We start from the raw sequence: 22,729 nt of genomic DNA, 5'->3' as shown, positions 1-22,729 counted from the left end.
CGGTTCCACGGCGCCTGTCCTCGAGTCGCGAGTTCCCTCTCCCGGACGGGAGAGGGGGCAGGGCGGTGCTTCGGACGATCCATGCATAGACGACATGCCGAAGTGCGTGAGCACCATGGCATCGGCGAACGAGGGGCGCGGCGCAGCCATCGTCCTCACGCCGCGATGAACTCGTTCCACTTGCGGACCATGTAGGTGTTCTCGTCCATGACCGCGTTCCAGCAGGCGACCGCACCCATGCGGGCCTCGAACGAGCCGCCGTCGCGGGTGGCGCCGGCCTTCTCGAGCAGGCCGCCGTCGGGGCCGTGGATGTCCTTCTCGGCGGGCTTGCCCTCCATCCAGTAGGCCCACTCGTAGGGCTCCATCTGGGTCTTGGCGGTCTCGGGCACGGCGGAATAGTAGCCCTGGCGGTTGAGGTAGGCGCCGGCCCAGCCGGAGAGGAACCAGTTGACGAAGTCGTAGGCCGCGTCGAGCTTGCGGCCGGTCAGCGTCTTCGGCAGGCCGAAGCCCGTGGCCCAGGCGCGGTAGCCTTCCTTCAGCGGCTGATAGGTGCAGGCGACCCCCTGCGTGCGCACCTTGGTGACGGCGGGCGACCACATCGACTGGATCACCGTTTCGCCGGACGCCATCAGGTTCACGGATTCGTTGAAGTCCTGCCAGAAGGCGCGGAACTGGCCGGCGCGCTTGGCCTCGATCAGCAGCTTGATCGTGCGGTCGATCTCCGCCTTCGTCATGTTGCCCTTGTCGGCGTAGGTGTAGTCGCCGGTGGCCTCCACCACCATCGCCGCGTCCATGATGCCGATGGAGGGGATGTTGAGAATCGAGGCGCGGCCCTTGAACTCCGGGTTCAGCAGCTCCTTCCAGCTGGTGATCGGGCGCTTGATCAGGTCCGGGCGGATGCCGAGCGTGTCGGCGTTGTAGGTTGTCGGGATCAGGGTGATCCACTCGGTCGGCGACGACGCGAAGGTCTTGCCCGTCTGGCCTTCGAGGTAGAACACCTTCTTCGGCGCGGTGCCCTGGTCGCCGATCGCCTTGCCGGCGATCTCGCCCTTGGTGAAAATCGGGGTGATCTTGTCGGCGTTCTTGATCCGGCGCGCATCCATACCGAGGATGTTGCCCGAGGGGACGATCTTCTTCAGGCTGAAGAACTCGGTGTCGATCAGGTCGAAGGAGTTCGGCTGCGTCACCGCGCGCTTCGTCACCTCGTCGGTGACGACCGGGATGTACTCGATCGTGATCCCGAGATCCTCCTTCACCTTCCGGCCGATGTCGCCGGACTGGTTCACGGCGGTGCCGAGGTAGCGCAGCGTCACCGGCTCGGCCGCGTGGACGGCGGGAAACCCGGTGATCGGCCCGGCCGCGAGGGCGGTGCCGGCTCCCTGGAGCAGCGTGCGCCGCGTGAATCTGATGCCGTCAGTCATCGTCGTCCCTTTCTTTTCTTGATGCCGGTCGCGTCAGGCATCGAGGCGGTGCGCGGCGGCGGGGTCCCAGCCGAGCGCCACGCGGTCGCCCGGCGCCAGCGGGCGGCCGGCGAAGGTCGCGTCGTCGACGACCGCGCTCAGCCCGCCCTGCTCGGTCATCCCGTCCGCCTCGAGCGCCACCTGCACGCTGGCGCCCTGGTACTCGACCGCGAGGACGCGGGCCTGCACGGCGCCATCGCCGGCCTCGGCCCCGAGCCGCATCCGGTCGGCGCGCACCGCGACCTTGCCCTCGAGCAGGGCGATGACGTTGTGGCCGCCGATGAAGCGGGCGACGAAGGCCGAGGCCGGCCGCTCGAACACCGTGCGCGGGTCGCCGGCCTGCTCGATCTTGCCGCCGTTCATCACCACGACGAGGTCGGAGAGCGCCATCGCCTCCTCCTGGCTGTGGGTGACGTGGATGAAGGTGAGGCCGAGCTCGGCCTGGATGCGCTTGAGCTCCACCCGCATCCGCACCCGGAGGAACGGGTCGAGGGCCGAAAGCGGCTCGTCGAGGAGCAGCACCTTCGGGCCGGTGACCAGCGCGCGGGCGAGCGCCACGCGCTGCTGCTGCCCGCCCGAGAGCTGCGCCGGAAGCCGGTCGGCGAGGTGCCCCATCTGCACGAGGTCGAGCATCGCGTCGGCCTTGGCGCGGCGCTCGGCCTTCGCGACGCCGCGCATTTTGAGCGAGAACGCGACGTTGTCCCGGCAGGTCAGGTGCGGGAACAGCGCGTAGCTCTGGAACATCATCGCCGTGCCGCGCTCCGCGGGCGGCGCGTCACCGACGGCGCGCGGGCCGATCACGACCTCGCCGGCGCTGACCACCTCGTGGCCGCCGATCATCCGCAGCGTCGTGGTCTTGCCGCAGCCCGACGGGCCGAGCAGGCAGCAATAGGCGCCCGACGGGATTTTCAGGTCGATCGCATCGACGGCGATGGTCGCGCCGTATCGCTTGGTCAGCCCGATCAGCTCGACGTTCATGCGGTTCCTTCGCACGGCACCCCTGCGGCGAAACCGGGGAGCAAGCCGCGGGCCATCCTGGCCACGCCGATGCCGGGAAAACGATGCGCCGCCTGCCGCGTCGCGCTCGGGCCCGGGAAATCGGGCATATGCACTCGGTCGCATGGACCCGGGCGCATGGAAGCGATGCCCTGCCCGCAGGCGGCCCCGTGCGGGCGCGCTTGTGGCGGCGGCCGCTTCGGTCTAACCCTCGCTGCCCCGAACACCCTGGATGCGAGACGGCCTGAGACGGCGCGTCGGTCAGCGCCCGCCGCCCGCGCGGCGGGTCCGCCGGAGTCCCACGAGTCCCATGTACATCGAACGCAAGGACGCGCCCGCGTCCCCGAAAACGCCCGGCGCCCGGGTCCTCGTGGTCGAGGCGCGCTTCTACGACGGCCTGTCCGACGACCTGCTCGAAGGCGCCCGCGCCGCCATCGCGGCGGCCGAGGCCGAGGCGACGGTCGTGACGGTGCCGGGCGCGCTCGAGATCCCGGCGACGGTGGCGATCCTGCTCGCAGCGGCCGAGACGGCCGGCACGCCCTACGACGCCGTGGTGGCTCTGGGCTGCGTCATCCGCGGCGAGACCGGGCATTACGACATCGTCGCCGGCGAGAGCGCGCGCGCGCTGATGGACCTGTCCGTCGACCTGCGCCTGCCGCTCGGCAACGGCATCCTGACGGTGGAGAACGAGGCTCAGGCCCAGGCCCGTGCCCGCGTCTCCGAGATGAACAAGGGCGGCGGCGCGGCCGAGGCGGCACTCGCGGTGCTGGCGCTCAAACGCGCGGCCGCCGCTGCATGAGAGCCTGACGATCATGACCAAGATCAATCCGCGCAGCGGCGCCCGGCTCTCCGTGGTGCAGGCGCTCTACGACATGGAGATCTCCGGCAAGGGCGTGCTCGACGCGCTCGCCGAGTTCGAGACCTTCTGGCTCGGCAAGGAGATCGACGGCGTGCTGCACCCGGCGGCCGAGCCGGCCTTCTTCCGCGACCTGCTGCGCGGCGTGGTGGAGGAGCAGCGCGCGATCGATCCGCAGATCGACCAGGCGCTGAGCCAGGGCTGGCCGCTCAAGCGCATCGAGGTGGTGCTGCGCGCCATCCTGCGCGCCGGCACCTACGAGCTGATGTTCCGCCGCGACGTTCCGGCCCGCGCCGCCATCTCGGAATACGTCGACGTCGCCCACAGCTTCTACACCGGCGACGAGCCGGGCATGGTCAACGCCGTCCTCGACAAGGTCGCGCGCCAGACCCGCGCGGCGGAACTGGCCGGCGCCAAGCAGGGGTGAGCGTCCGGTGAGCGCATCGCGCCCGACCGAGGACGCGCTGATCGCGTGCTACTTCGCGCCGCTCGCCGGCCCCGGCGCCGACGGCCTGCGCGACGATGCGGCGAGCCTCGCGCCGAGCCCCGGCCACGACCTCGTGCTCACCGCCGACGCGATCGTCTCCGGCGTCCACTACTTTCCCGACGACCCGCCCGGCTCGCTCGCGCGCAAGGCGCTCGGGGTGAACCTCTCCGACATCGCCGCCAAGGGCGCCGCGCCGCGCGGCTTCCTGCTCACGCTGGCTTTGCCGGCGGACTGGACCGAGGCGTGGCTCGCCGCCTTCGCCGAAGGGCTCGGGCAGGCGAGCCGGGCGTCCGGCTGCCCGCTGCTCGGCGGCGACACGGTGCGGTCGGGCGGTCCGGCGCTGATCGGCATCACCGCGATCGGCGAAGTCCCCGCGGGGCGCATCGTGCGCCGTACCACGGCGCGGGTCGGCGACCGGATCTGCGTCAGCGGCACCATCGGCGACGCGGCGCTCGGCCTGCGGATGCGGCTCGAGCCGGATGCCGAATGGGTCCGGGCGCTCGATGGCGCATCGCGCAGCCATCTGGCCGACCGCTACCTGCACCCGCGGCCGCGGCTGGCCCTCGCCGCCGCGGTGCTGCGCTTCGCGACCGCGGCGATGGACGTGTCCGACGGGCTCGCCGGCGACCTCGCCAAGATGCTGGCCGGTGCCGGCGCGACGGCGACGATCGACACCGCGGCCGTCCCGCTCTCGCAAGCCGCCGCCCGCGTCGTCGATGGGAGGCCCGACCTGCTCGACGTCGCCATCACCGGCGGCGACGATTACGAGATCCTCTGCACCGTGGCGCCCGACGACCTCGACGCGTTCCGCCAGGCGGCCTCGCTCGCGGGCGTGCCGGTCGCGGTCCTCGGCACCGTCGCCTCAGGCAGCGGACGGCCCGGCTTTCAGGGTGTCGACGGAGCCACGCGCGTTTTCGCGGCGGGCGCGTTCAGCCATTTCTGAGAAGGTCTCGGAGACCGTCCGGGCCTGAGGCGCCGTGTCGTGCGGCGAGCCCTCGGGCTCGCGGCCGAGCTGGCGCCGGACGTCGTCGATCATGGTGGCGGCGATGACCGGCGTCCAATGGGCGAGTTCGGCCCGCTGCACCGCCGTGCCGCCGGGATGCGCATCGTCCCGCTCCGCCGGGGCGGAGAGCGAGCGCTGGAGGACCTGAAGCAGCGCGCCGTGCACGGACGGCGGCTGCATGCTGACACGTTCCGCCACCAAGAACTGCACCGCGTTCGTCAGCACCTCGATCGTCGCTGCGAGCTTCGCCACCTGATCGCCACTCATCGTCGAGCACCCTTCGTTGATGCAACCGAAGGTAGTGTTCGTCATGGTTAACGGCCGGTAAACGTGCATCCCGCCGCGCGTCGCGGGGTCCGGATCGCACCACGCACAAAACCCGGCCAACGATGAGCGGGCAGGCCGCAAATCAGAATTCAATGCTCATTGCTGCGTTGCAGCAAGATCTCGTGTCGAAATACAAAAGTGGCGTTTGCGCTCGACCGCGAAGTTTGGCAATCAAGTCTCGCACTTCTGGGAAGGAATGCCGAATCCGAGCCGTTCGTCCGGGCCCAAGGGCCAAGCTCGACAACATCAAGCCGACGCCAGGCATCACGAGAACAAGGGACGGGTGCATGACCGCTTTGCTGCTGATCATCCTGGGCGGGCTGTGCGCCGTCGCCTACGGCATCGTGACGATCAACGACGTGATGAGACGGGACGCCGGCACGCAGCGCATGCAGGAGATCGCCGCCGCGATCGCCGAGGGCGCGCAGGCCTACCTCAAGCGCCAATACGCCACCATCGGCCTCGTCGGCGTCGTGCTGTTCGCGGCTTTGGCCTTCTTCCTCGGGATCAAGGTCGCCATCGGCTTCCTAATCGGCGCGGTCCTGTCCGGGGCGGCCGGCTTCATCGGCATGAACGTCTCGGTGCGTGCCAACGTGCGCACGGCGCAGGCGGCCTCGACGTCGCTCGGCGGCGGCCTCGAGGTCGCGTTCAAGTCGGGCGCCGTCACCGGCATGCTGGTCGCGGGGCTCGCGCTGCTCGGCGTCGCCTTCTACTACCTCTATCTCACCCGCGGGGCCGGCCTGCCGCCGGCCAGCCGCGAGGTCATCGACGCGCTCGTCGCGCTCGGCTTCGGCGCCTCTCTGATCTCGATCTTCGCCCGCCTCGGCGGCGGCATCTTCACCAAGGGCGCCGACGTCGGCGGCGACCTCGTCGGCAAGGTCGAGGCGGGGATCCCGGAGGACGACCCGCGCAACCCCGCCACCATCGCCGACAACGTCGGCGACAACGTCGGCGATTGCGCCGGCATGGCGGCCGACCTGTTCGAGACCTACGCCGTCACCGTCGTCGCCACGATGGTGCTCGCGGCGATCTTCTTCGGCGGGCAGGTCGACGTCGCGGGCCGCAACGTGCTCGAGGCGATGATGATCTATCCGCTGGCCATCGGCTCGGCCTGCATCCTCACCTCGATCGCCGGCACCTACGCCGTGCGGCTCGGGTCGAACCAGTCGATCATGGGGGCGCTGTACAAGGGCCTGATCACCGCGGGCGTGCTCTCGGTCGGGGCCATCGCCGCCGTCAACCTCGCCCTGTTCGGCGGTTTCGCGACGCGCTTCACCACCTCCACCGGCGTCAGCTTCACGTCGGGCGGGCTGCTCGGCTGCGCGGTGATCGGCCTCGCGATCACCGCGCTGATCGTGGTCATCACCGAGTACTACACCGGCACGAACTTCCGCCCGGTGAAGTCGATCGCCGACGCCTCGGTCACCGGGCACGGCACCAACGTGATCCAGGGCCTCGCGGTCTCGCTCGAATCGCCCGCGCTTCCGGCCCTCGTGATCGTCGGCGGCATCATCTCCACCTATGCGCTGGCGGGGCTGTTCGGCATCGCCATCGCGGTCACGGCGATGCTGGCGCTCGCCGGCTTCATCGTGGCGCTCGACGCCTTCGGCCCGGTCACCGACAATGCCGGCGGCATCGCCGAGATGGCGGGCCTGCCCTCCGAGGTCCGCAAGTCCACCGACGCCCTCGACGCCGTCGGCAACACCACCAAGGCGGTCACCAAGGGCTACGCGATCGGCTCGGCCGGCCTCGGGGCGCTGGTGCTGTTCGCGGCCTACACCTCGGACCTCGACTACTTCATCGCCAACGCCAGCGACACGCAGTACCGCTTCTTCAAGGGCGTCACGGTCGATTTCTCGCTGTCCAACCCCTACGTCGTCGTCGGCCTGCTGATCGGGGGGCTGATCCCGTTCCTGTTCGCCGGCATGGCGATGACGGCCGTGGGCCGGGCGGCCGGCGCCGTGGTCGAGGAGGTCCGCCGCCAGTTCCGGGAGAAGCCGGGGATCATGGCCGGCACCGACCGGCCGGATTACGGCCGCGCCGTTGACATGCTGACGCGGGCGGCGATCCGCGAGATGATCGTGCCCTCGCTGCTGCCGGTGCTGATGCCGATCGTGCTGTTCTTCGCGATCCAGCTCGTCGCGGGCAAGTCCCAGGCCTTCGCCACGGTCGGCGCGAGCCTGCTCGGCGTGATCCTCACCGGCCTCTACGTGGCGATCTCGATGACCTCGGGCGGCGGCGCCTGGGACAACGCGAAGAAGTACATCGAGGACGGCCATCACGGCGGCAAGGGCTCGGACGCGCACAAGGCGGCCGTCACCGGCGATACCGTCGGCGACCCCTACAAGGACACCGCCGGCCCCGCGGTGAACCCGGCAATCAAGATCACCAACATCATCGCATTGCTGCTGCTGGCGATCCTGGCGCATGCGTGAGGTCGATGCCGGTCGATCCCATCTTCCTCCTCATCCTGAGGTAGCCGCGCGATCGGTCCTCGAAGGAGGCCTCCGGACCGCTCGGCGGCCTCTGGAGGGCGCCTTGGAGGGTTCCGCGTCGCTGCGGTACCTCGGGATGAGGTGTGGTCTCGGATGCGGGGCGGATCCGACGGACTTCAAGCAACCGTCCCGATCGCCTCGCAGCGAAACGCGCCGTACGCGCCGCGGGCCAGGCGCTCGGCCAAGGCCGGCATGAACAGCGCGGCTTCCTCCGCCAGGCGCCAAGGCGGATTGACCACGATCAGGCCGTTGCCGGTGAGCCGCGTGTCGTCGGGCCGGTCGATCATCAGGTCGAGCCGTAGCGCCGGGCGGGTCAGGGCGCCGTCCAGCGCGGCGACCATGCGGTCGACGGCGGCGAGGTTCTTGATCGGGTACCAGGCCAGGAACACGCCGGTCGGCCACTTCGCCACCGCCCGGGCCAGATGGGCGCCGAGCCGGTCGATCTCGCCCGGCACCTCGTAGGGCGGGTCGATCAGGACGAGCCCGCGGCGCTCGGGCGGCGGGATCATCGCGTTGAGGGCGGTCCAGCCGTCGAGGTGCAGCACCTTGGTGCGGGCGTGACCGTTGAAGCGCTCGCGCAGCACCGCGTGGTCCTCGGGATGCAGCTCGACGAACACGCCCTGGTCCTCGGCCCGCAGGAACTCGCGGATCAGCGCCGGCGAGCCGGGATAGGTGGTGGCGCCGTGGCGCGCCCGGACCGCGGCGACCGCGGCGCGGTAGGGGGCGAGCAGGTCCTCCACGGCCTGCGGAAACGGGTCGTCGAGGCGTCCCCAGCCGTCGATCCACTCGGCGGTGCGCCCGGCCTCTTCGGCGGTAAGGTCGTAGAAGCCGAGGCCCGCATGGGTGTCGATCGCCCGATAGGGCGCCGGCTTGAGGCCGAGATGCGCGAGCACCCGCGTCAGCAAGAGGTGCTTGAGCACGTCCGCGAAGTTGCCGGCATGGAAGGCGTGGCGATAGTTCATGACGGACGATCAAGCGGATCCGGCGGCCCGGGTCCAGCCGTCGGACCCCGAATCCGCCTAAAAGGCTCAGCGCGCGGCGCCGACCGTGATCTCGGGCGCGCGGCAATTGCCGCGCGCGACCTCCGGGCAGGCGGCGAACCCGCGCAGGTCCTTGGTGAAGCAGATCCGCACGTCCTGGAGCTGCCCGCGGGCGCAGGACACCGCCATCATGTCCGGCCGCAAGCCGGGGTTCGCGGTCACGAACTGCCGCGCGATCTCGATCGGCGCCAGGCGGCGCTCCGAACCCGAGGTCTTGAGGTCGTCGGGGATGGTCACCGCCAGGCGCGCCGTGCGGGCGGCGTTGAAGTAGGCGGTCGGGTCGAGGCCGGAGCAGGTGCCGTGCTTGCGCCACTCGTAGCGGGCGAGCCCCTCGCTCGGGTAGACCTGGCCGGCGACCTCCATGGCCTGCGGCGTCGGCGAGCGCTGCACGGCCGAGCAGTTCTGCGGGTAGCCGCGGGTGTATTGCGGCCACAGCCCGTGCACGACGAAGCCGAGGCCGCGCCCGGCGGCGCATTGGCGGTCGTCGCGCTGGCCGGCGGTCTCGCAGTAGGTCGGGGACCAGGACAGGGCCAGGACGTAGAGGTCGAAGCCGCCGGGCGTGTCGTCGCCGCGGCCGAAGCCGCCGTAATCCTGCGCCTGCGCGCTTCCGGCGGCCAGCAGGGCCGCCAGGGCGAGGCCGGCGCGCGTCACGGGCGCGCCATGCGGCAGGCGGTGGCGTAGGCGTAGCTCAGGTCGCGGTCGAGGCCGTGGACGCAGAGCTCGACGCCCCAGGTCGCGCCGATGATGCCGAGGCTCTCGCGCACGGAGTAGTCGACCTTGCGGCGGACGCCGTCCGAGGTGGTCGCGGTCGCGGTGCAGAATCGACGTGGGATGAAATCGAGGCCCCACGGTCGCCACGCCGTCCGCTCGATCGTGTCGTAGGCTACGATCGTCAGGGACGAGTTCCAGAACTTCGCCTCCTTCTCGGCGAACTGCGTCGAGACCTTCTCCAGCACGCTCGAATCCTGGCAGGCCGGGATGTTGGCGTCGAAGGGGAAGGCGCGCTCCTCGGAAGGCTCGATGTCCTCCCGCGCCGAGCGGGCGAAGGCCGGCTGCAGGCAGCCGGCGAGGATGAGGCCGACGCCCAAAGCGACGGAGACGGCGTTCGAGCGCATGGCGGGTGCTTTCCGCGTGTTGTCCTGCATCCGGGGACGATGGCCCGGGGCACGCTCAAGTCAAGCCGGACGACCCGTCCGGCCACGCTTTCGCGGGCCGGTGGCGCACGGGAGGCACACCCGCCGGCCGGGTGACGCTCAGTAGATCGGCCCCGACGCCAGCCCGGGCGCGGCGAGCGAGAGCGGCTCCTCGGAACCGCCACCCACGTCCTCCTCCGGCAAGGCCGCCGCGACGCGGGGCGCGGGACGTGACGGAAGCGGGCGCGGCGCCGGGGCCGAGGCGTAGGCCGAGGGCGCCGCCGGCCGGGCGGGCGCGCGGGCGACCTGTGTCGGGCTGGCGGCCCGGGACATCGGCGTCGCGCCGTAGGGATCGTCCTCCTCGATATCCACCGGGGCCTGCGGCGGCGCCGGCTGGCGCTCGGGCGGGCGGGGGCGGGACATCGGCCGCGGGCTGTCCGAGCCGAGCTGTGGCGTGAACTTGATCAGCGGCTGGCAGATCCGCTTCAGCCCGCGCGGGTCGTGGCGCGCCAGGTCGACGTGGATGTGGTCGTAGTGGAACACGTTGGATCCGGGCGCCAGCACGGTGGTGAAGCGCTGGCAGGCTCCGATGAAGACCTCGCGCAGGAAGCCCTGCTCGGCCTCCGTGCCGCGCCAGCCACCCTTGACGGTGATGACGTAGCCGTCGGCGAGCTTGAACGACATCACGTCGATGGCGTTGCCGAAGGAATGCTCGGACAGCTTGGCGCCGACCTGGTTGTTGCGCCCGCGGCAGGCGTAGGAGCCGGCGTTGATCTCGGCGACCGGCTGGCCGAAATACAGGTTCGCCGCCGGCTGGATCGTGTCGGCGAGCCAGGCTTCGGCTTCCGCGAGCGCCGGGCAGCCGAGCGTCATGCGCTGCTTCAGGACCACGGCGCCGCCGCCGAGCCGCGTCACCCGGAACGGCTGCGTCATGCCGCAGGGGCCGGGCCCGTCGATCTCCTTGGACGGGACGACGAACTCGGTCGGCTCGACGAGCTTCTTGGCCAGGCACACCTGCTCCGCCTGGTCGCGCCAGGCGTCGCGGCGCTCAAACTTGTTGATCGCACAGCCGGTGAGCCCCGCGCCGAACAGCGCAAGGGCGGAGAATGCGAGAACGCTACGCCACATGACGCGGAGAATGATCACGGACGCGTAAACGCGATGCTAACGCTGCCGCCGTCGCGGCGGGGCCTTGCGCGTGCTACGCCCCCGGCACCGCCGGCCGGGCCTTCGCGCATCCGCGCACGAAACCTGCACCGGCGCCCGCGGCGGTCGTCGTCGGACCCGCCCCGAAACCGGCGGCCTTCGCGATGGGCCCTCAAGTCAAGGACGCGTGATGCTCTCGTTGGTCGACCTGCGCCGCCGCATCGAAGCCGGCACCCTCACGCCGGAGGGCGCGATCCGCCTGTCGCAGGAGGCGATCCTCGCGCGCGATCCGGTGGTGCGCGCCACCGTCGTCACCGATGCCGCGCCCGCCGTCACCGATGCCGGGCCGCTCGCCGGGATCGCGGTGGGCGTCAAGGACATCATCGACACCGCCGCGATGCCGACGCAGATGGGCTCGCCGATCTACGACGGCTGGCGCCCGAAGGCCGACGCCGCCATCGTCATGCGGCTCCAGGCGCTGGGCGCGGTGGCGCTGGCCAAGACCACGACCTCGCCCTTCGCCAGCGTCGACCCGACCGAGACCACGAACCCGCACGATTCGAATCACACGCCCGGCGGCTCCTCGGCGGGCTCCGCCGCCGCGGTCGGGGCCGGGATGCTCCCGTTGGCCCTCGGCACCCAGACCGGCGGCTCGGTGATCCGGCCGGCGAGCTTCTGCGGCTGCGCCGCGATCAAGCCGTCGTTCCGGCTGCTGCCGACGGTGGGCGTGAAGACGTTCTCGTGGGCCCTCGACACGCTCGGCCTGTTCGGGGCCGGCATCGGCGACGTCGCCCACGCGCTGGCGCTGATCGCCGGCCGTCCGGCGATCGACCTCAGCGGCACCGCGCCCGGCACGCCGCGGGTCATGGTCGTGACGCAGGACTACGCCGAAGCCCCGGCGCCCGAGGCGCAAGGAGCGCTCGACCGTGCGCGGCAGGCGGCCGAGCGCGCGGGCGCGCTGGTGCGCGACTTCGCGCTGCCGGCGGAGTTCGCCGCGGCGTTCGAGAGCCACGGGACGATCCAGGATTTCGAGGCGCGCCAGGCGCTGGCCTGGGAATACGCCCACCATCGCGACGCCCTGAGCCCGCGGCTCGGTCCGCAGCTCGACGCCGCGCAGGGGCTCGACGCGGCCGCCTACGACGACGCCCGCCGCAAGGCGCACCGGGCGCGGCGCCTGCTGAAGACGCTGTTCTCGGATTTCGACGCGATCCTGACCTATTCGGCCCCCGGCTTCGCGCCGCGGACGCTGGCCTCGACGGGCGACGCCCGCTTCAACCGCCTGTGGACGCTGATGGGCGTGCCCTGCGTGAACGTGCCGGTGCCGGGGGACGGACTGCCCGTCGGCGTGCAGGTGATCGCCCGGTTCGGCGACGACGGGCGGGCCCTCGCCGTCGCCGCGATGATCGAGGGCGCTCTGGAACGGTAGGGCGCCCACAGCGCGTCAGACGGTGGCGTCCTCGCCGAGCGTGTCCTCGACGTAGAGCTGCTCCAGCAGCACCTTGATCACCGCCATCATCGGCAGGGCCAGCGCGATGCCCCACAGGCCGAAGATCACGCCGAGCACGAGCTGCCCGGCGAAGATCGTCGCCGGCGGGATGTCGAGGGCGCGCTTCTGGATGAACGGCGTCAGCCCGTAGCTCTCCAGGCACTGCACCAGCAGGTAGACGCCGAGCGCGCCGAGCAGCGCGTTCACCCCCGAGGCGAGGCTCGCCAGCAGGATGATCACGCCGGCGACGAGCGGACCCACCGTCGGCACGAAGGCCAGCAGGCCGGCCTGGAGCCCGAGAATCAGCGAGCCGCCGATGCCGAGGAAGGCGAGGCCGCCCCAGATGCACAGGAAGATCACCGTCATCGTGATAAGCTGGCCGAACAGCCAATGCCGCAGGGTCTCGCCGGCCCCGTCGAGCACCTTCGACCAGCGATCGCGCTTCCTGGGCGGGATGAAGCGCAGCACCCCGTCGCGGTAGCTCGCCGGATCGGCGGCGAAGGACAGGCCGAGGAAGACGATCACCAGCACGTTGCCGAGCGCGCTGAACAGCCCGATGATCACCGCCGCCGCCGGGCCCAGAACGTTGCCCGCATCCGACAGGAGCGAGCCCGGGCTCTTGATCGCGCTCGAGGCGAGGCCGCCGAGGCCTTCCGGCTTCTTGTCGTCGTCCTTGGGCGCGGGCTTCTCGTCCTTGCCCTTGCCGTCCGGCCCGCCGACGGAGTCGAGGATCGGCAGGTCGATGCCGTAGGACGACAGCCACGACGTGACCGTGCCCGCCTGGCTCTTGATCGTCTGGCCGAGGTCGCGCCCCTGCTGCACCACGGTCGCGCCGCCGAAGCCGATCAGGCCGATGGCCGCCGCCGCGACCGCGAGGCTGGCGATCGTCAGCCGCAGGCCGCGGGGCAGGGGCAGGACGTGGCCGAGGCCACGGGTCAGCCCGTCGAGGAAGACGCCGAGGAGCACCCCGGCGAAGACCAGGAACAGCGTCGCCACCGACATCCAGGCCAGCGCCAGCAGCGCCACGAACGACACCACCGCGATGCCGGATGCGGCGAGCGGCAGCGTCCCTCGCCAGGGGCCGACGGGCCCGGCGAACGCTTCGGTCTTGGGTTCGGCCATGTCGTCCTTCGAAACTGGTGCGGCGTCGGCGCTCACGAGCGCCCCCGCGCCGCCCGGGTCAACCCTCGGGCGCCGCCTCTGCACCGAGGATCGCGGCCCAGCGCGCGGCGGCCGCGTCGTCCGCCTCCGCCGCCTCGACCCAACCGCCGGTGGTCCCGTCGACGAGATGCTCGCGCTTCCAGAACGGGGCGCGCGTCTTGAGGTAGTCCATCAGGAAGCTCGCCGCCTCGAAGGCCGCGACGCGGTGGCTCGATGCGGTGAGCACCAGCACGATGCCCGCGCCCGGCGCGACGCGGCCGTAGCGATGGATCACCCGGACCGCCTGGAGCGGCCAGCGCGCTTCGGCTGCCGCCGCCACGCGCCCGATTTCGGCTTCGGCCATGCCGGGATAATGCTCGAGCTCCAGCGCCGTCAGCCGGCCGCCCTCGTCGCGGCACAGGCCGGTGAAGGTGACGACCGCGCCGGCGCGACCGGCGAGCTGCGCGTTCAGCGCGTCGATCTCGGCGGCGACGTCGAAGGGCTCGGCCTGGATGCTGACGGAGGGCAGGGAAGCAGCGGGCATCGGTCTCTCATCGCGGCGACGCGGGTGACGGCGGCGTGACGACGAAACACGCTTGCGCCTGACTCGGCCACCGCCTGCGCCTATATGGCATATCGGCCCGCTCCCCGCGGGGGGCGGCCGATCCGCGCCGAAGGACGAAGACGTGACGCCTGAACTGATCCTGCCCTACGATGGCGTCCTGCCGGAATTCGCGAGCCGCCCTGTCTGGTGCGGGCGCGGCAGCACGGCGATCGGCGCCGTCCGCCTCGGCAGCCAGGCCTGGATCGGCGACGACGGCGTGATCCGCGCCGACGGGCAGCCGGTGACGCTCGGCGACCGGTTCTGGCTCGGCCACCGCTCCACCGTCCACATCGCGACCTTCACCCACGGCACCCGCGTCGGCGACCGGGTCACGGTCGGGCGCAACAGCGTGGTTCATGCCTGCACGGTCGGGTCCGACGTGGTGATCGAGGACGACGTGGTGATCCTCGACGGGGCGAGCGTCGGCGACGGCGTCGTGATCGAGGCCGGCGCGACGGTGTTTCCGCGCGCCCAGCTCGCCGGCGGCTTCGTCTACGCCGGCAGCCCGGCCAAGCCGCAGCGCCCGATCGATCGGGCCGAGATCGACGAGCGCGCCGAGCGCCTGCGCGAGGCCGCGGGCGATCCGGCCGCGGTCGCCGCCGGCGACCCGCCCGAGGTCGACGAGACGGTCTACGTCGCCAGCACGGCCCGCATCCGCGGCCGCGTCGGGCTCGGCGCCGGATCGAGCGTGCTGTTCTCGTGCGACCTCCATGCCGAGGTCGGGCCGATCGTGGTCGGCGCCGACACCAACATCCAGGACAACACGGTGATCCGCACCCGAGGGGAGGGCGTCGTCATCGGCCGCGACACCACGATCGGCCACAACGTCCGCATCGGCGACAGCCGCATCGGCGCCCGCTCGCTGATCGGCATCGGCGCGACGGTCGCGCCCGGCACGGTGATCGCCGACGACGTCATGCTCGCCGCAGGGGCCACCACCGATCCCGGCCAGCTGCTCGAGGGCGGCTATCTCTGGGGCGGCCGCCCAGCCCGCATCCTCGGCCCGCTCGATGCCGACAAGCGCGCGATGATGGTGCGCATCGTCGAGGGCTACTGCGAGCACGGGCGCGAGTACCGCAAGGCCGAGGCCGGGCAGGGGTGAGCTTGCGTCGCGCGCGTCGCGATAATTGAAGACGCGCCATGGTCTTCGAGAGAGCCCTGACGCGTCCGCGTGTGCCGGTTCGAACGGCGAGAAGCCCCAGGCCCATCACGCCTACGATAGTCGCACATCACAAACGGTCGCTGAAGAGCGCGCCTTCCCTCCCCCCCCTGCGGGGGAGGGTGGGCCTCGCGTCAGCGAGGGTCGGGAGAGGGGAGCGCCGTATCCGGACAGCGCGCTCCCCTCTCCCGACCCGCTGCGCGGGCCACCCTCCCCCGCAGAGGGGGGAGGGGAGACACGTGTCATTTCTTCGCAACGTCAGCCTGGACGGAAAAGGTGCCCGCATCTCGTTCGTTCGCTCGCGTCGGTGAATGACGACGCGACCAGCCGCCATCGAGGCCGCGTCAATCCTCCAGCCCGATCAGCTGGAAGCTGGTGTGCAGGTCGTTGGACATCGGCACGTTCAGCCGCTCGCCGTTCGGCAGGCGCTTGAGGAACCAGCGCTCGTAGGTCCAGCGCAGCTCGCGGCTTTCGGCCAACCGCGCGAAGGTCGCGGCGACGGCGCCCGCCAGCTCCGGGTCGTCCTTGCGGAACATGATGCCGTAGGGCTCGAACGACAGCTTGTCCGGCAGCACCGTGTACTTCGCGCCGTCGGCGGAATCGTTGGCGATCAGGCCGTAGAGCAGGATGTCGTCGGTGGCGAAGGCGTCGGCGCGGCCGTCCTTGACCATGGCGTAGGATTCCGCGTGGTCCTTTCCGCTCAGGATCTCGGCCTGCAGCTTGAGCTTGGCGAGGATGTCGCGGACGGCGGCCTCGTTGGTGGTGCCGGCGGTGACCACGACCTTCTTGCCGCCGAGGTCGCGATAGGACGCGATCGGCGAGGCCCGGGCCACGAGGAGCTTCGTCGCGCTGATGAAGGTCACCGGCGAGAACGCGACCGTGCGGCGGCGCTCGGCGTTGGCGGTGGTGGAGCCGCATTCGAGATCGACCTTGCCGCCGGACACCGCCGCGAACCGCGTCTCGGAGGTCACCGGCTCGTAGCGCACCTTCAGGTCGGTGCGTCCGGTCTCGCGGCCGATCTCGTCGACGATCTCGCCGCAGAGGTCGATCGCGTAGCCGATCGGGCGCGGGCTGCCGTCGGCCTGCTTGCCCTCGACGAAGGAGAACGGGACCGAGCTGGTGCGATAGCCGATCACCACCTCGCCCTTCGCGGCGATGGTCTTCAGGGAGCCGGTGAGAACGTCGACCGCGCCCGCAGGCCCCGCGATCGCCAGCAGCCCCGCCGCCAACGCCGCCGTCACCGTGCCTGACGCCATCGCGAAACTCCTGATCCGGGCAGCGGGAAGGGATCGGGACCGGCGGCCGGCCCCGGATCGGACGACCGCCTACTCGGCCGCCGCCACGGCGCCGACGTGGTCGAGGCGCTGGTCGCTCGTCGAGAGCTGCCCCTCCCACTTGGCGACCGCCACGGTGGCGATGCTGTTGCCGAGCACGTTGGTGGCCGAGCGGCCCATGTCGAGGAACTGGTCGATGCCGATGATCAGCAGCAGCCCGGCTTCGGGGATGTTGAACTGCGTCAGCGTCGCCGAGATCACGACGAGCGAGGCGCGCGGCACGCCGGCCATGCCCTTCGAGGTCACCATCAGCAGGAACAGCATCGTTAGCTGCTGACCCCAGGTGAGGGGGATGTTGTAAGCCTGTGCGATGAACATCACCGCGAAGGTGCAGTACATCATCGAGCCGTCGAGGTTGAACGAGTAGCCCATCGGCAGCACGAACGAGGTGATGCGGTTGGGCACGCCGAACTGCTCGAGGTTGGTCAGCATCTTCGGGTAGGCCGCCTCGCTCGACGCGGTCGAGAAGGCGAGCACGAACGGCTCCTTGATCAGGTTGAACAGCCGCTTGATCCCGGCTCCGCCGAGCAGCAGGAAGCCGACGCCCATGAGCGCGCCCCAGAGCACGCCCAGCCCGATGTAGAACTCGACCAGGAACTTGCCGTAGGTCACCAGCACGCCGATGCCCTGCGTGGTGATCGTCGCCGCGATCGCCGCGAACACCGCGACGGGGGCGAACAGCATCACGTAGCCGGTGACCTTGAGCATCACGTCGGCGAGGCCCTCGATGCCCTTGGCCAGGAACGCGCCCTTCTCGCCGAGCGCGGCGAGCGCCACGCCGAAGAAGATCGAGAACACGACGATCTGCAGGATCTCGTTGTTGGCCATCGCCTCGACCGCGCTCTTGGGCACGAGGTGGGTGACGAACTCCTTCAGCGACAGCGAGGCCGCCTTGAGGCCGGTGCCGGCGCCGACGTCGGGCAGCGGCAGGTTCAGGTTGTGGCCGGGCTGCATGATGTTGACGAGCACGAGGCCGAGCATCAGCGAGCAGAACGAGGCGCCGACGAACCACAACAGCGCCTTGCCGCCGACGCGGCCGACGCTGGCGGTGTCGCCGAGATGGGCGATGCCGACGACGAGGGTCGAGAACACGAGCGGGGCGATGATCATCTTGATCAGCCGCAGGAAGATGTCGCTGATCAGCGCGATGTAGCCGGCGATCTCCTTGGAGGTCTGCGGGTCCGGCCAGGTGATGCTGCACAGGTATCCGACGACGATGCCGAGCAGCATCCCGACGAAGATCAAGGTGGTCAGCCGCGAACCTGTCATCGGGAACTCCTGGGCGAAAGCGAGCCGGCACGAGACTTCGCGTTAACGAATGTGAAGCAGGAAGCGCGCCATGCGCAAGCGGCCAGGACGGCTTAATCCGTGGGTCCGCGACTTTTGTTTTTCGCGGGGATTGAATTTTCCGGCGTGGCGTTTTCGTCGCGCCGAGGGCTATGCTCCGGCACGGGCGCGGCCGGTTGCGGTTGAGGGGCGTCGCACGGTGTGGCGGCGGCGCCGCTCGTGCGGTACGGGACTTGCGCGTCCGGGATCTGCCGGTTCAGGACTTGCCCTGCCCGGCCTTGCCCCATACGCCATGCGCCGCCGGCCGCGGGCGAGAGAGACGGACACGCGATGGATGTCTTCGTACAGCAGTTGATCAACGGGCTGACGCTCGGGTCGATCTACGGCCTGATCGCGATCGGCTACACGATGGTGTTCGGCATCATCGGCATGGTCAACTTCGCGCACGGCGACGTCTTCATGGTGTCGAGCTTCATCGCGCTGATCGGCTTCCTGATCCTCACCGCCTGGCTCGGCGTCTCCTCGATCGCCCTGGCCTTCCTGATCGTGCTCGTCGTCTCGATGGTGCTGACCGCGCTCTGGGGCTGGGCGATCGAGCGGGTCGCCTACCGGCCGTTGCGCGGGTCGTTCCGGCTGGCGCCGCTGATCTCGGCGATCGGGGTCTCGATCTTCCTCTCGAACTTCGTCCAGGTGACGCAGGGCGCGCGCAACAAGCCGCTGCCGCCGATGCTCTCGGGCGGGATCACCCTGTTCGAGACCGACGGGTTCCAGGTGTTCCTATCCTACAAGCAGTGCCTGATCATGGCGGTGACCGCGGTGCTGCTCACCGGCTTCTGGTACCTCGTCCAACGCACGCCCTTCGGCCGGGCGCAGCGCGCCTGCGAGCAGGACCGCAAGATGGCGGCGCTGCTGGGCATCGACGTCGACCGCACGATCTCGCTGACCTTCGTGCTCGGCGCCGCGCTCGCGGCCGTCGCGGGCGTGCTCTACCTGATGTATTACGGCGTGGTCTCCTTCTCCGACGGCTTCGTGCCCGGCGTGAAGGCCTTCACTGCCGCGGTGCTGGGCGGCATCGGCTCGCTGCCGGGCGCGGTGCTGGGCGGCCTGATCATCGGGCTGATCGAGACGTTCTGGTCGGCCTATTTCTCGATCGAGTACAAGGACGTGGCCGCGTTCTCGATTCTCGCCGTGGTGCTCATCTTCATGCCGTCGGGGATTCTCGGCCGCGCCGAGGTCGAGAAGGTCTGATGGCCGCTGCCACCCGCGGGGCCGACGGCCTCACCGGCATCCTGAAGGATGCCGCCCTCTATGCGCTCGGAGCCTTCGCGCTCTGCGTGCCCGTGGTCAGCTTCCGGACCGATGCCGGCCCCACCGGCGGGCTCGAGCTGACGCCGCGCTGGGTTCTCGTCGCCGGGCTCTGCGCCGCGATCTTCCTGGCCCGCCTCGCGCAGCGATTGGTCCTGATGCGCCGCGACGCCCGCCGCGCGCTCAGGCCGTCGCGGTCCCAGGCGACGGAAGCGGTCGCCGGCATGCCGAATGCCGGGCAGCGGGTCTCGATGCTGGCCCTGTGGCTGTTCATCGGCGTGGCGCTGACGCTGCCCGTCGTCGCCGCGCTCGCGAGCGGCAGCCTCGGGGAGGGACGCTACTGGATCGACCTCGGCATCCTGATCCTCACCTACGTGATGCTCGGCTGGGGCCTCAACATCGTCGTCGGCCTCGCCGGCCTGCTCGATCTCGGCTACGTCGCCTTCTACGCGGTCGGCGCCTACTCCTACGCGCTGCTCTCCACCACCTTCGGCCTGTCGTTCTGGATCTGCCTGCCGCTCGCGGGCCTGTTCGCCGCCCTGTGGGGCATGCTGCTCGGCTTCCCCGTGCTGCGCCTGCGCGGCGACTACCTCGCCATCGTGACGCTGGCCTTCGGCGAGATCATCCGCCTCGTCCTGATCAACTGGGTCGACGTCACCGGCGGTGGCGCCGGCATCTCGTCGATCCCGCGCGCGACCTTCTTCGGCATCCCCTTCACCGCGGGCGAGGACGGGTTCGCCGCCCGCTTTGGGCTGACCTTCGACTCGATGCACCGGGTCGTGTTCCTGTACTACCTCATCCTCGCGCTGGCCCTGATCACCAACGTCGTGACGCTGCGGCTGCGGCGGCTGCCGATCGGCCGCGCCTGGGAGGCCCTGCGCGAGGACGAGATCGCCTGCCGCTCGCTCGGCATCAACACCACCACGACGAAGCTGACGGCCTTCGCCCTCGGCGCTGCCTTCGGCGGCTTCGCCGGCTCGTTCTTCGCCGTGCGCCAGGGCTTCATCTCCCCGGAGAGCTTCAACTTCCTGGAGAGCGCGATCATCCTGGCGATCGTGGTGCTCGGCGGCATGGGCAGCCAGGTCGGCGTCGCCATCGCCGCGGTGGCGATGGTCGGCGGCCCCGAGATGCTGCGAAACCTCGGCTTCCTGAAGTCCATCTTCGGCCAGGGCTTCGACCCGAACGAGTACCGCCTGCTACTGTTCGGCCTCGCCATGGTGGCGATGATGGTCTGGCGTCCGCGCGGGCTGATCTCGGAGCGAACGCCCTCGGTGGCGCTGGGCGAGCGCCGCGCGATCTCGGGCGCGCATGTCAGCGAGGGCCACGGCTGATGACCGAGCCGACCACCCGCGCCGACGCCGTGCTGACCGTCGACCACCTGACCATGCGCTTCGGCGGGCTGACGGCCGTCGGCGACCTGTCGTTCCAGGCCCATCGCGGCGACATCACCGCGCTGATCGGGCCGAACGGCGCCGGCAAGACCACCGTCTTCAACTGCATCACCGGCTTCTACAAGCCGACCGAGGGGATGCTGACGCTCGCCCATGCCGACGGCTCGAAGCATCTGCTGGAGCGCCTGCCGAACCATGCCGTGAACCGGATCGGCCGGGTCGCGCGCACCTTCCAGAACATCCGCCTGTTCCAGGGGATGACGGTGCTGGAGAACCTTCTCGTCGCCCAGCACGCGCCGCTGATGCGGGCGTCGGGCATGACCGTGCTCGGGCTGCTCGGCCTGCCGGTCTACCGCCGGGCCGAAGCCGCGGCGATCGAGCGGGCGAAGGAGTGGCTCGTCCGCATCGGCCTGATCGAGCGGGCCGATGACCCCGCCGGCGATCTGCCCTACGGCGCCCAACGCCGGCTCGAGATCGCCCGCGCGATGTGCACCGAGCCGGTGCTGCTCTGCCTCGACGAGCCGGCCGCCGGCCTCAACCCGCGCGAATCGGGCGAGCTCAACGCGCTGCTGCGCCACATCCGCGACGCGCACGACACCTCCGTGCTGCTGATCGAGCACGACATGTCCGTGGTGATGGAGATCTCCGACCACGTCGTCGTGCTCGATTACGGCGTGAAGATCGCCGACGGCACCCCCGGCGAGGTCCGGGCCGACCCGCGCGTCATCGCCGCCTATCTTGGCGTCGAGGACGAGGAGGTCGAGGCCGTCGAGGCGGAGGTCGGCCTCACCGTCACCCATCTGGAGGTCGAGGCTTGAGCGTCGCCGGGATCAACGTGCTCGTGGAGGAGACCCGGGCGCTCGCGGCCGGGAAGGCTCCGGCCAAGACCCTGCTCGCGGTGCGCGGCGTCTCGACCTACTACGGCAGCGTCGCGGCTTTGCGCGGCGTCGATCTCGACGTCACCGAGGGCGAGATCGTCACGCTGATCGGCGCCAACGGCGCCGGCAAGTCGACCCTGATGATGACGATCTTCGGGGCGCCGCAGGCGCGCGAAGGCACCATCACCTACGACGGGCGCGACATCACCCGCCTGCCGACCCACGAGATCGCGCGGCTCGCGATCGCGCAGTCGCCGGAGGGCCGCCGGGTCTTCCCGCGCATGAGCGTGCACGAGAACCTGCAGATGGGCGCCGCGCTCCACGACGGGCGGTACTTCGCCCAGGATCTGGAGCGCGTCTGCGCCCTGTTCCCCCGCCTGAAGGAGCGCCTGACCCAGCGCGCCGGCACCATGTCCGGCGGAGAGCAGCAGATGCTGGCCATCGCCCGCGCGCTGATGAGCCGGCCGCGCCTCCTGCTGCTCGACGAGCCCTCGCTCGGGCTCGCGCCGCTGGTGGTGAAGGGCATCTTCGACGCGGTGCGCGACCTGAACCGGCGCGACGGCATGACGATCTTCCTCGTGGAGCAGAACGCCTACCACGCGCTGAAGCTGGCGCATCGCGGCTACGTGCTGGTCAACGGGCGCATCACCATGAGCGGCACCGGCCGGGCGCTGCTCGCCGACCCCGCGATCAAGGCCGCCTATCTCGAGGGCGGCCACGGCGCCCCGGTGGAGGTCTGACGCGATGCAGGGCCTGATCTACGAAGAGGAGTCGATCGGCCTCTTCCTCCTCGTCACCGTCGCGATGGGCGGCTGGGCCGGGTGGATGGCCGCCCGCGGCCTGGCCAAGGCATGGCGCCCGTTCTGGCAGATCGTGCCGGCGCTCCTCGCGGTGGCGGCGGCGGTGCGATTCATCCACTTCGCGCTATTCGGCGGCACGCTTTTGTCAGCCCAATACTATGCGGTCGACGCCATCGTCGTCATGATCGTCGGCGCGGCGGGCTACCGCTGGACGCGGACGCGGCAGATGACGACCCAGTATCGCTGGCTCTACGAGCGGACTTCGCCGCTGACGTGGCGGACACGCGAGCCGGCGGCCGGCGGGCCGTGATCGCATTCGGCGCGCGCGCGTGCCGAGCGCACGATTCTTGCCCGGCGCCGACGGTCCGAATTCAGATCACAACCAAGGGGATTTGAGATGAG

Annotated in this window: 22 protein-coding genes; 11 read left to right on the top strand and 11 right to left on the bottom strand. The window is 70.7% G+C overall.

Annotation, left to right across the window (positions count from 1 at the left end):
* Window positions 1-155: 155 nt before the first annotated feature.
* Together MKK60_RS07055 and MKK60_RS07050 are read right to left on the bottom strand one after the other, a co-directional pair.
* Window positions 156-1,421, bottom strand: coding sequence for a PotD/PotF family extracellular solute-binding protein (locus tag MKK60_RS07055; protein ID WP_243984677.1), 1,266 nt, complete (start codon window positions 1,419-1,421; stop codon window positions 156-158).
* Between the two features lie 33 nt (window positions 1,422-1,454).
* A complete protein-coding gene (locus tag MKK60_RS07050) occupies window positions 1,455-2,438 on the bottom strand; it encodes an ABC transporter ATP-binding protein (RefSeq protein ID WP_243984675.1) in 984 nt (327 codons plus the stop codon).
* Window positions 2,439-2,766: 328 nt separating this feature from the next.
* Here MKK60_RS07050 and ribH point away from each other — a divergent pair, with 328 nt between their 5' ends.
* Genes ribH through thiL form a run of 3 tightly spaced genes read left to right on the top strand, consistent with a single transcriptional unit; the run spans window position 2,767 to window position 4,742 of the window.
* Window positions 2,767-3,255 (top strand): 6,7-dimethyl-8-ribityllumazine synthase, encoded by a 489-nt coding sequence (gene ribH, locus MKK60_RS07045; protein ID WP_147727573.1) that lies wholly within the window; start codon window positions 2,767-2,769, stop codon window positions 3,253-3,255.
* Window positions 3,256-3,268: 13 nt separating this feature from the next.
* The gene (nusB, locus tag MKK60_RS07040; protein ID WP_147859651.1) at window positions 3,269-3,739 is read left to right on the top strand and encodes a transcription antitermination factor NusB; all 471 of its coding nucleotides are present in this window, start codon (window positions 3,269-3,271) and stop codon (window positions 3,737-3,739) included.
* A 7-nt stretch (window positions 3,740-3,746) separates the two neighbouring features.
* The gene (thiL, locus tag MKK60_RS07035) at window positions 3,747-4,742 is read left to right on the top strand and encodes a thiamine-phosphate kinase (protein ID WP_243984673.1); all 996 of its coding nucleotides are present in this window, start codon (window positions 3,747-3,749) and stop codon (window positions 4,740-4,742) included.
* Here the strand turns inward: thiL and MKK60_RS07030 are convergent.
* Window positions 4,662-5,138, bottom strand: a complete 477-nt coding sequence (locus MKK60_RS07030) for a hypothetical protein (protein ID WP_243984670.1) — start codon at window positions 5,136-5,138, stop codon at window positions 4,662-4,664. The two genes, thiL and MKK60_RS07030, sit on opposite strands and share 81 nt — an antisense overlap.
* A 278-nt stretch (window positions 5,139-5,416) precedes the next feature.
* On the opposite strand from MKK60_RS07030, the gene MKK60_RS07025 reads away from it, so the two are divergent.
* Window positions 5,417-7,564, top strand: coding sequence for a sodium-translocating pyrophosphatase (locus MKK60_RS07025; RefSeq protein WP_243984668.1), 2,148 nt, complete (start codon window positions 5,417-5,419; stop codon window positions 7,562-7,564).
* A gap of 176 nt (window positions 7,565-7,740) precedes the next feature.
* On the opposite strand, the gene MKK60_RS07020 is transcribed toward MKK60_RS07025, so the two are convergent.
* The 4 genes from MKK60_RS07020 to MKK60_RS07005 all read right to left on the bottom strand — a co-directional run bounded on the left by MKK60_RS07020 (window position 7,741) and on the right by MKK60_RS07005 (window position 10,925).
* Window positions 7,741-8,586, bottom strand: coding sequence for a 23S rRNA (adenine(2030)-N(6))-methyltransferase RlmJ (locus MKK60_RS07020; RefSeq protein ID WP_243984666.1), 846 nt, complete (start codon window positions 8,584-8,586; stop codon window positions 7,741-7,743).
* Window positions 8,587-8,652: 66 nt separating this feature from the next.
* Window positions 8,653-9,315, bottom strand: a complete 663-nt coding sequence (locus tag MKK60_RS07015; RefSeq protein ID WP_243984664.1) for a ribonuclease T2 — start codon at window positions 9,313-9,315, stop codon at window positions 8,653-8,655.
* Window positions 9,312-9,779: a hypothetical protein gene (locus MKK60_RS07010; RefSeq protein ID WP_147842583.1), complete on the bottom strand. Its 468-nt coding sequence runs from the start codon at window positions 9,777-9,779 to the stop codon at window positions 9,312-9,314. The genes MKK60_RS07015 and MKK60_RS07010 overlap by 4 nt, the downstream gene beginning before the upstream one ends.
* A gap of 138 nt (window positions 9,780-9,917) precedes the next feature.
* Entirely contained in the window at window positions 9,918-10,925 is a 1,008-nt protein-coding gene (locus MKK60_RS07005; protein WP_243936812.1) for an extensin family protein, read from the bottom strand.
* Between the two features lie 208 nt (window positions 10,926-11,133).
* On the opposite strand from MKK60_RS07005, the gene MKK60_RS07000 reads away from it, so the two are divergent.
* Window positions 11,134-12,369 carry an amidase gene (locus tag MKK60_RS07000; RefSeq protein ID WP_243984662.1) on the top strand — a complete coding sequence of 412 codons (1,236 nt, stop codon included), beginning with the start codon at window positions 11,134-11,136 and terminating at the stop codon, window positions 12,367-12,369.
* Between the two features lie 15 nt (window positions 12,370-12,384).
* On the opposite strand, the gene MKK60_RS06995 is transcribed toward MKK60_RS07000, so the two are convergent.
* Together MKK60_RS06995 and MKK60_RS06990 are read right to left on the bottom strand one after the other, a co-directional pair.
* Window positions 12,385-13,551: an AI-2E family transporter gene (locus MKK60_RS06995; protein WP_147842268.1), complete on the bottom strand. Its 1,167-nt coding sequence runs from the start codon at window positions 13,549-13,551 to the stop codon at window positions 12,385-12,387.
* Between the two features lie 58 nt (window positions 13,552-13,609).
* Window positions 13,610-14,113 carry a molybdenum cofactor biosynthesis protein MoaE gene (locus MKK60_RS06990; RefSeq protein WP_243984660.1) on the bottom strand — a complete coding sequence of 168 codons (504 nt, stop codon included), beginning with the start codon at window positions 14,111-14,113 and terminating at the stop codon, window positions 13,610-13,612.
* 142 nt (window positions 14,114-14,255) lie between these two features.
* Here MKK60_RS06990 and MKK60_RS06985 point away from each other — a divergent pair, with 142 nt between their 5' ends.
* Entirely contained in the window at window positions 14,256-15,275 is a 1,020-nt protein-coding gene (locus tag MKK60_RS06985) for a gamma carbonic anhydrase family protein (protein ID WP_147842266.1), read from the top strand.
* 401 nt (window positions 15,276-15,676) lie between these two features.
* On the opposite strand, the gene MKK60_RS06980 is transcribed toward MKK60_RS06985, so the two are convergent.
* Both MKK60_RS06980 and MKK60_RS06975 read right to left on the bottom strand, forming a co-directional pair.
* Complete coding sequence (locus MKK60_RS06980) at window positions 15,677-16,588, bottom strand: amino acid ABC transporter substrate-binding protein (protein WP_147725917.1); 912 nt, start codon at window positions 16,586-16,588, stop codon at window positions 15,677-15,679.
* Window positions 16,589-16,657: 69 nt separating this feature from the next.
* Complete coding sequence (locus MKK60_RS06975; RefSeq protein ID WP_147725916.1) at window positions 16,658-17,935, bottom strand: dicarboxylate/amino acid:cation symporter; 1,278 nt, start codon at window positions 17,933-17,935, stop codon at window positions 16,658-16,660.
* A 348-nt stretch (window positions 17,936-18,283) separates the two neighbouring features.
* On the opposite strand from MKK60_RS06975, the gene MKK60_RS06970 reads away from it, so the two are divergent.
* Genes MKK60_RS06970 through MKK60_RS06950 form a run of 5 tightly spaced genes read left to right on the top strand, consistent with a single transcriptional unit; the run spans window position 18,284 to window position 22,637 of the window.
* Window positions 18,284-19,201 (top strand): branched-chain amino acid ABC transporter permease, encoded by a 918-nt coding sequence (locus MKK60_RS06970; protein ID WP_147842264.1) that lies wholly within the window; start codon window positions 18,284-18,286, stop codon window positions 19,199-19,201.
* Entirely contained in the window at window positions 19,201-20,589 is a 1,389-nt protein-coding gene (gene livM / locus MKK60_RS06965) for a high-affinity branched-chain amino acid ABC transporter permease LivM (RefSeq protein ID WP_243984658.1), read from the top strand. Before MKK60_RS06970 ends, livM begins: the two co-directional genes overlap by 1 nt.
* Window positions 20,589-21,467 (top strand): ABC transporter ATP-binding protein, encoded by an 879-nt coding sequence (locus MKK60_RS06960; protein ID WP_147725913.1) that lies wholly within the window; start codon window positions 20,589-20,591, stop codon window positions 21,465-21,467. Before livM ends, MKK60_RS06960 begins: the two co-directional genes overlap by 1 nt.
* Complete coding sequence (locus tag MKK60_RS06955) at window positions 21,464-22,267, top strand: ABC transporter ATP-binding protein (RefSeq protein WP_147725912.1); 804 nt, start codon at window positions 21,464-21,466, stop codon at window positions 22,265-22,267. Before MKK60_RS06960 ends, MKK60_RS06955 begins: the two co-directional genes overlap by 4 nt.
* Before the next feature lie 4 nt (window positions 22,268-22,271).
* The gene (locus MKK60_RS06950) at window positions 22,272-22,637 is read left to right on the top strand and encodes a DUF6867 family protein (RefSeq protein WP_147842262.1); all 366 of its coding nucleotides are present in this window, start codon (window positions 22,272-22,274) and stop codon (window positions 22,635-22,637) included.
* Window positions 22,638-22,729 lie beyond the last annotated feature (92 nt).

Source organism: Methylobacterium sp. J-092 (assembly GCF_022829325.1).
Classification (GTDB): Bacteria; Pseudomonadota; Alphaproteobacteria; order Rhizobiales; family Beijerinckiaceae; genus Methylobacterium.
The sequence above is the reverse complement of the archived record's forward strand: the minus strand, read 5'-3'. Positions and strand labels throughout refer to the sequence as shown.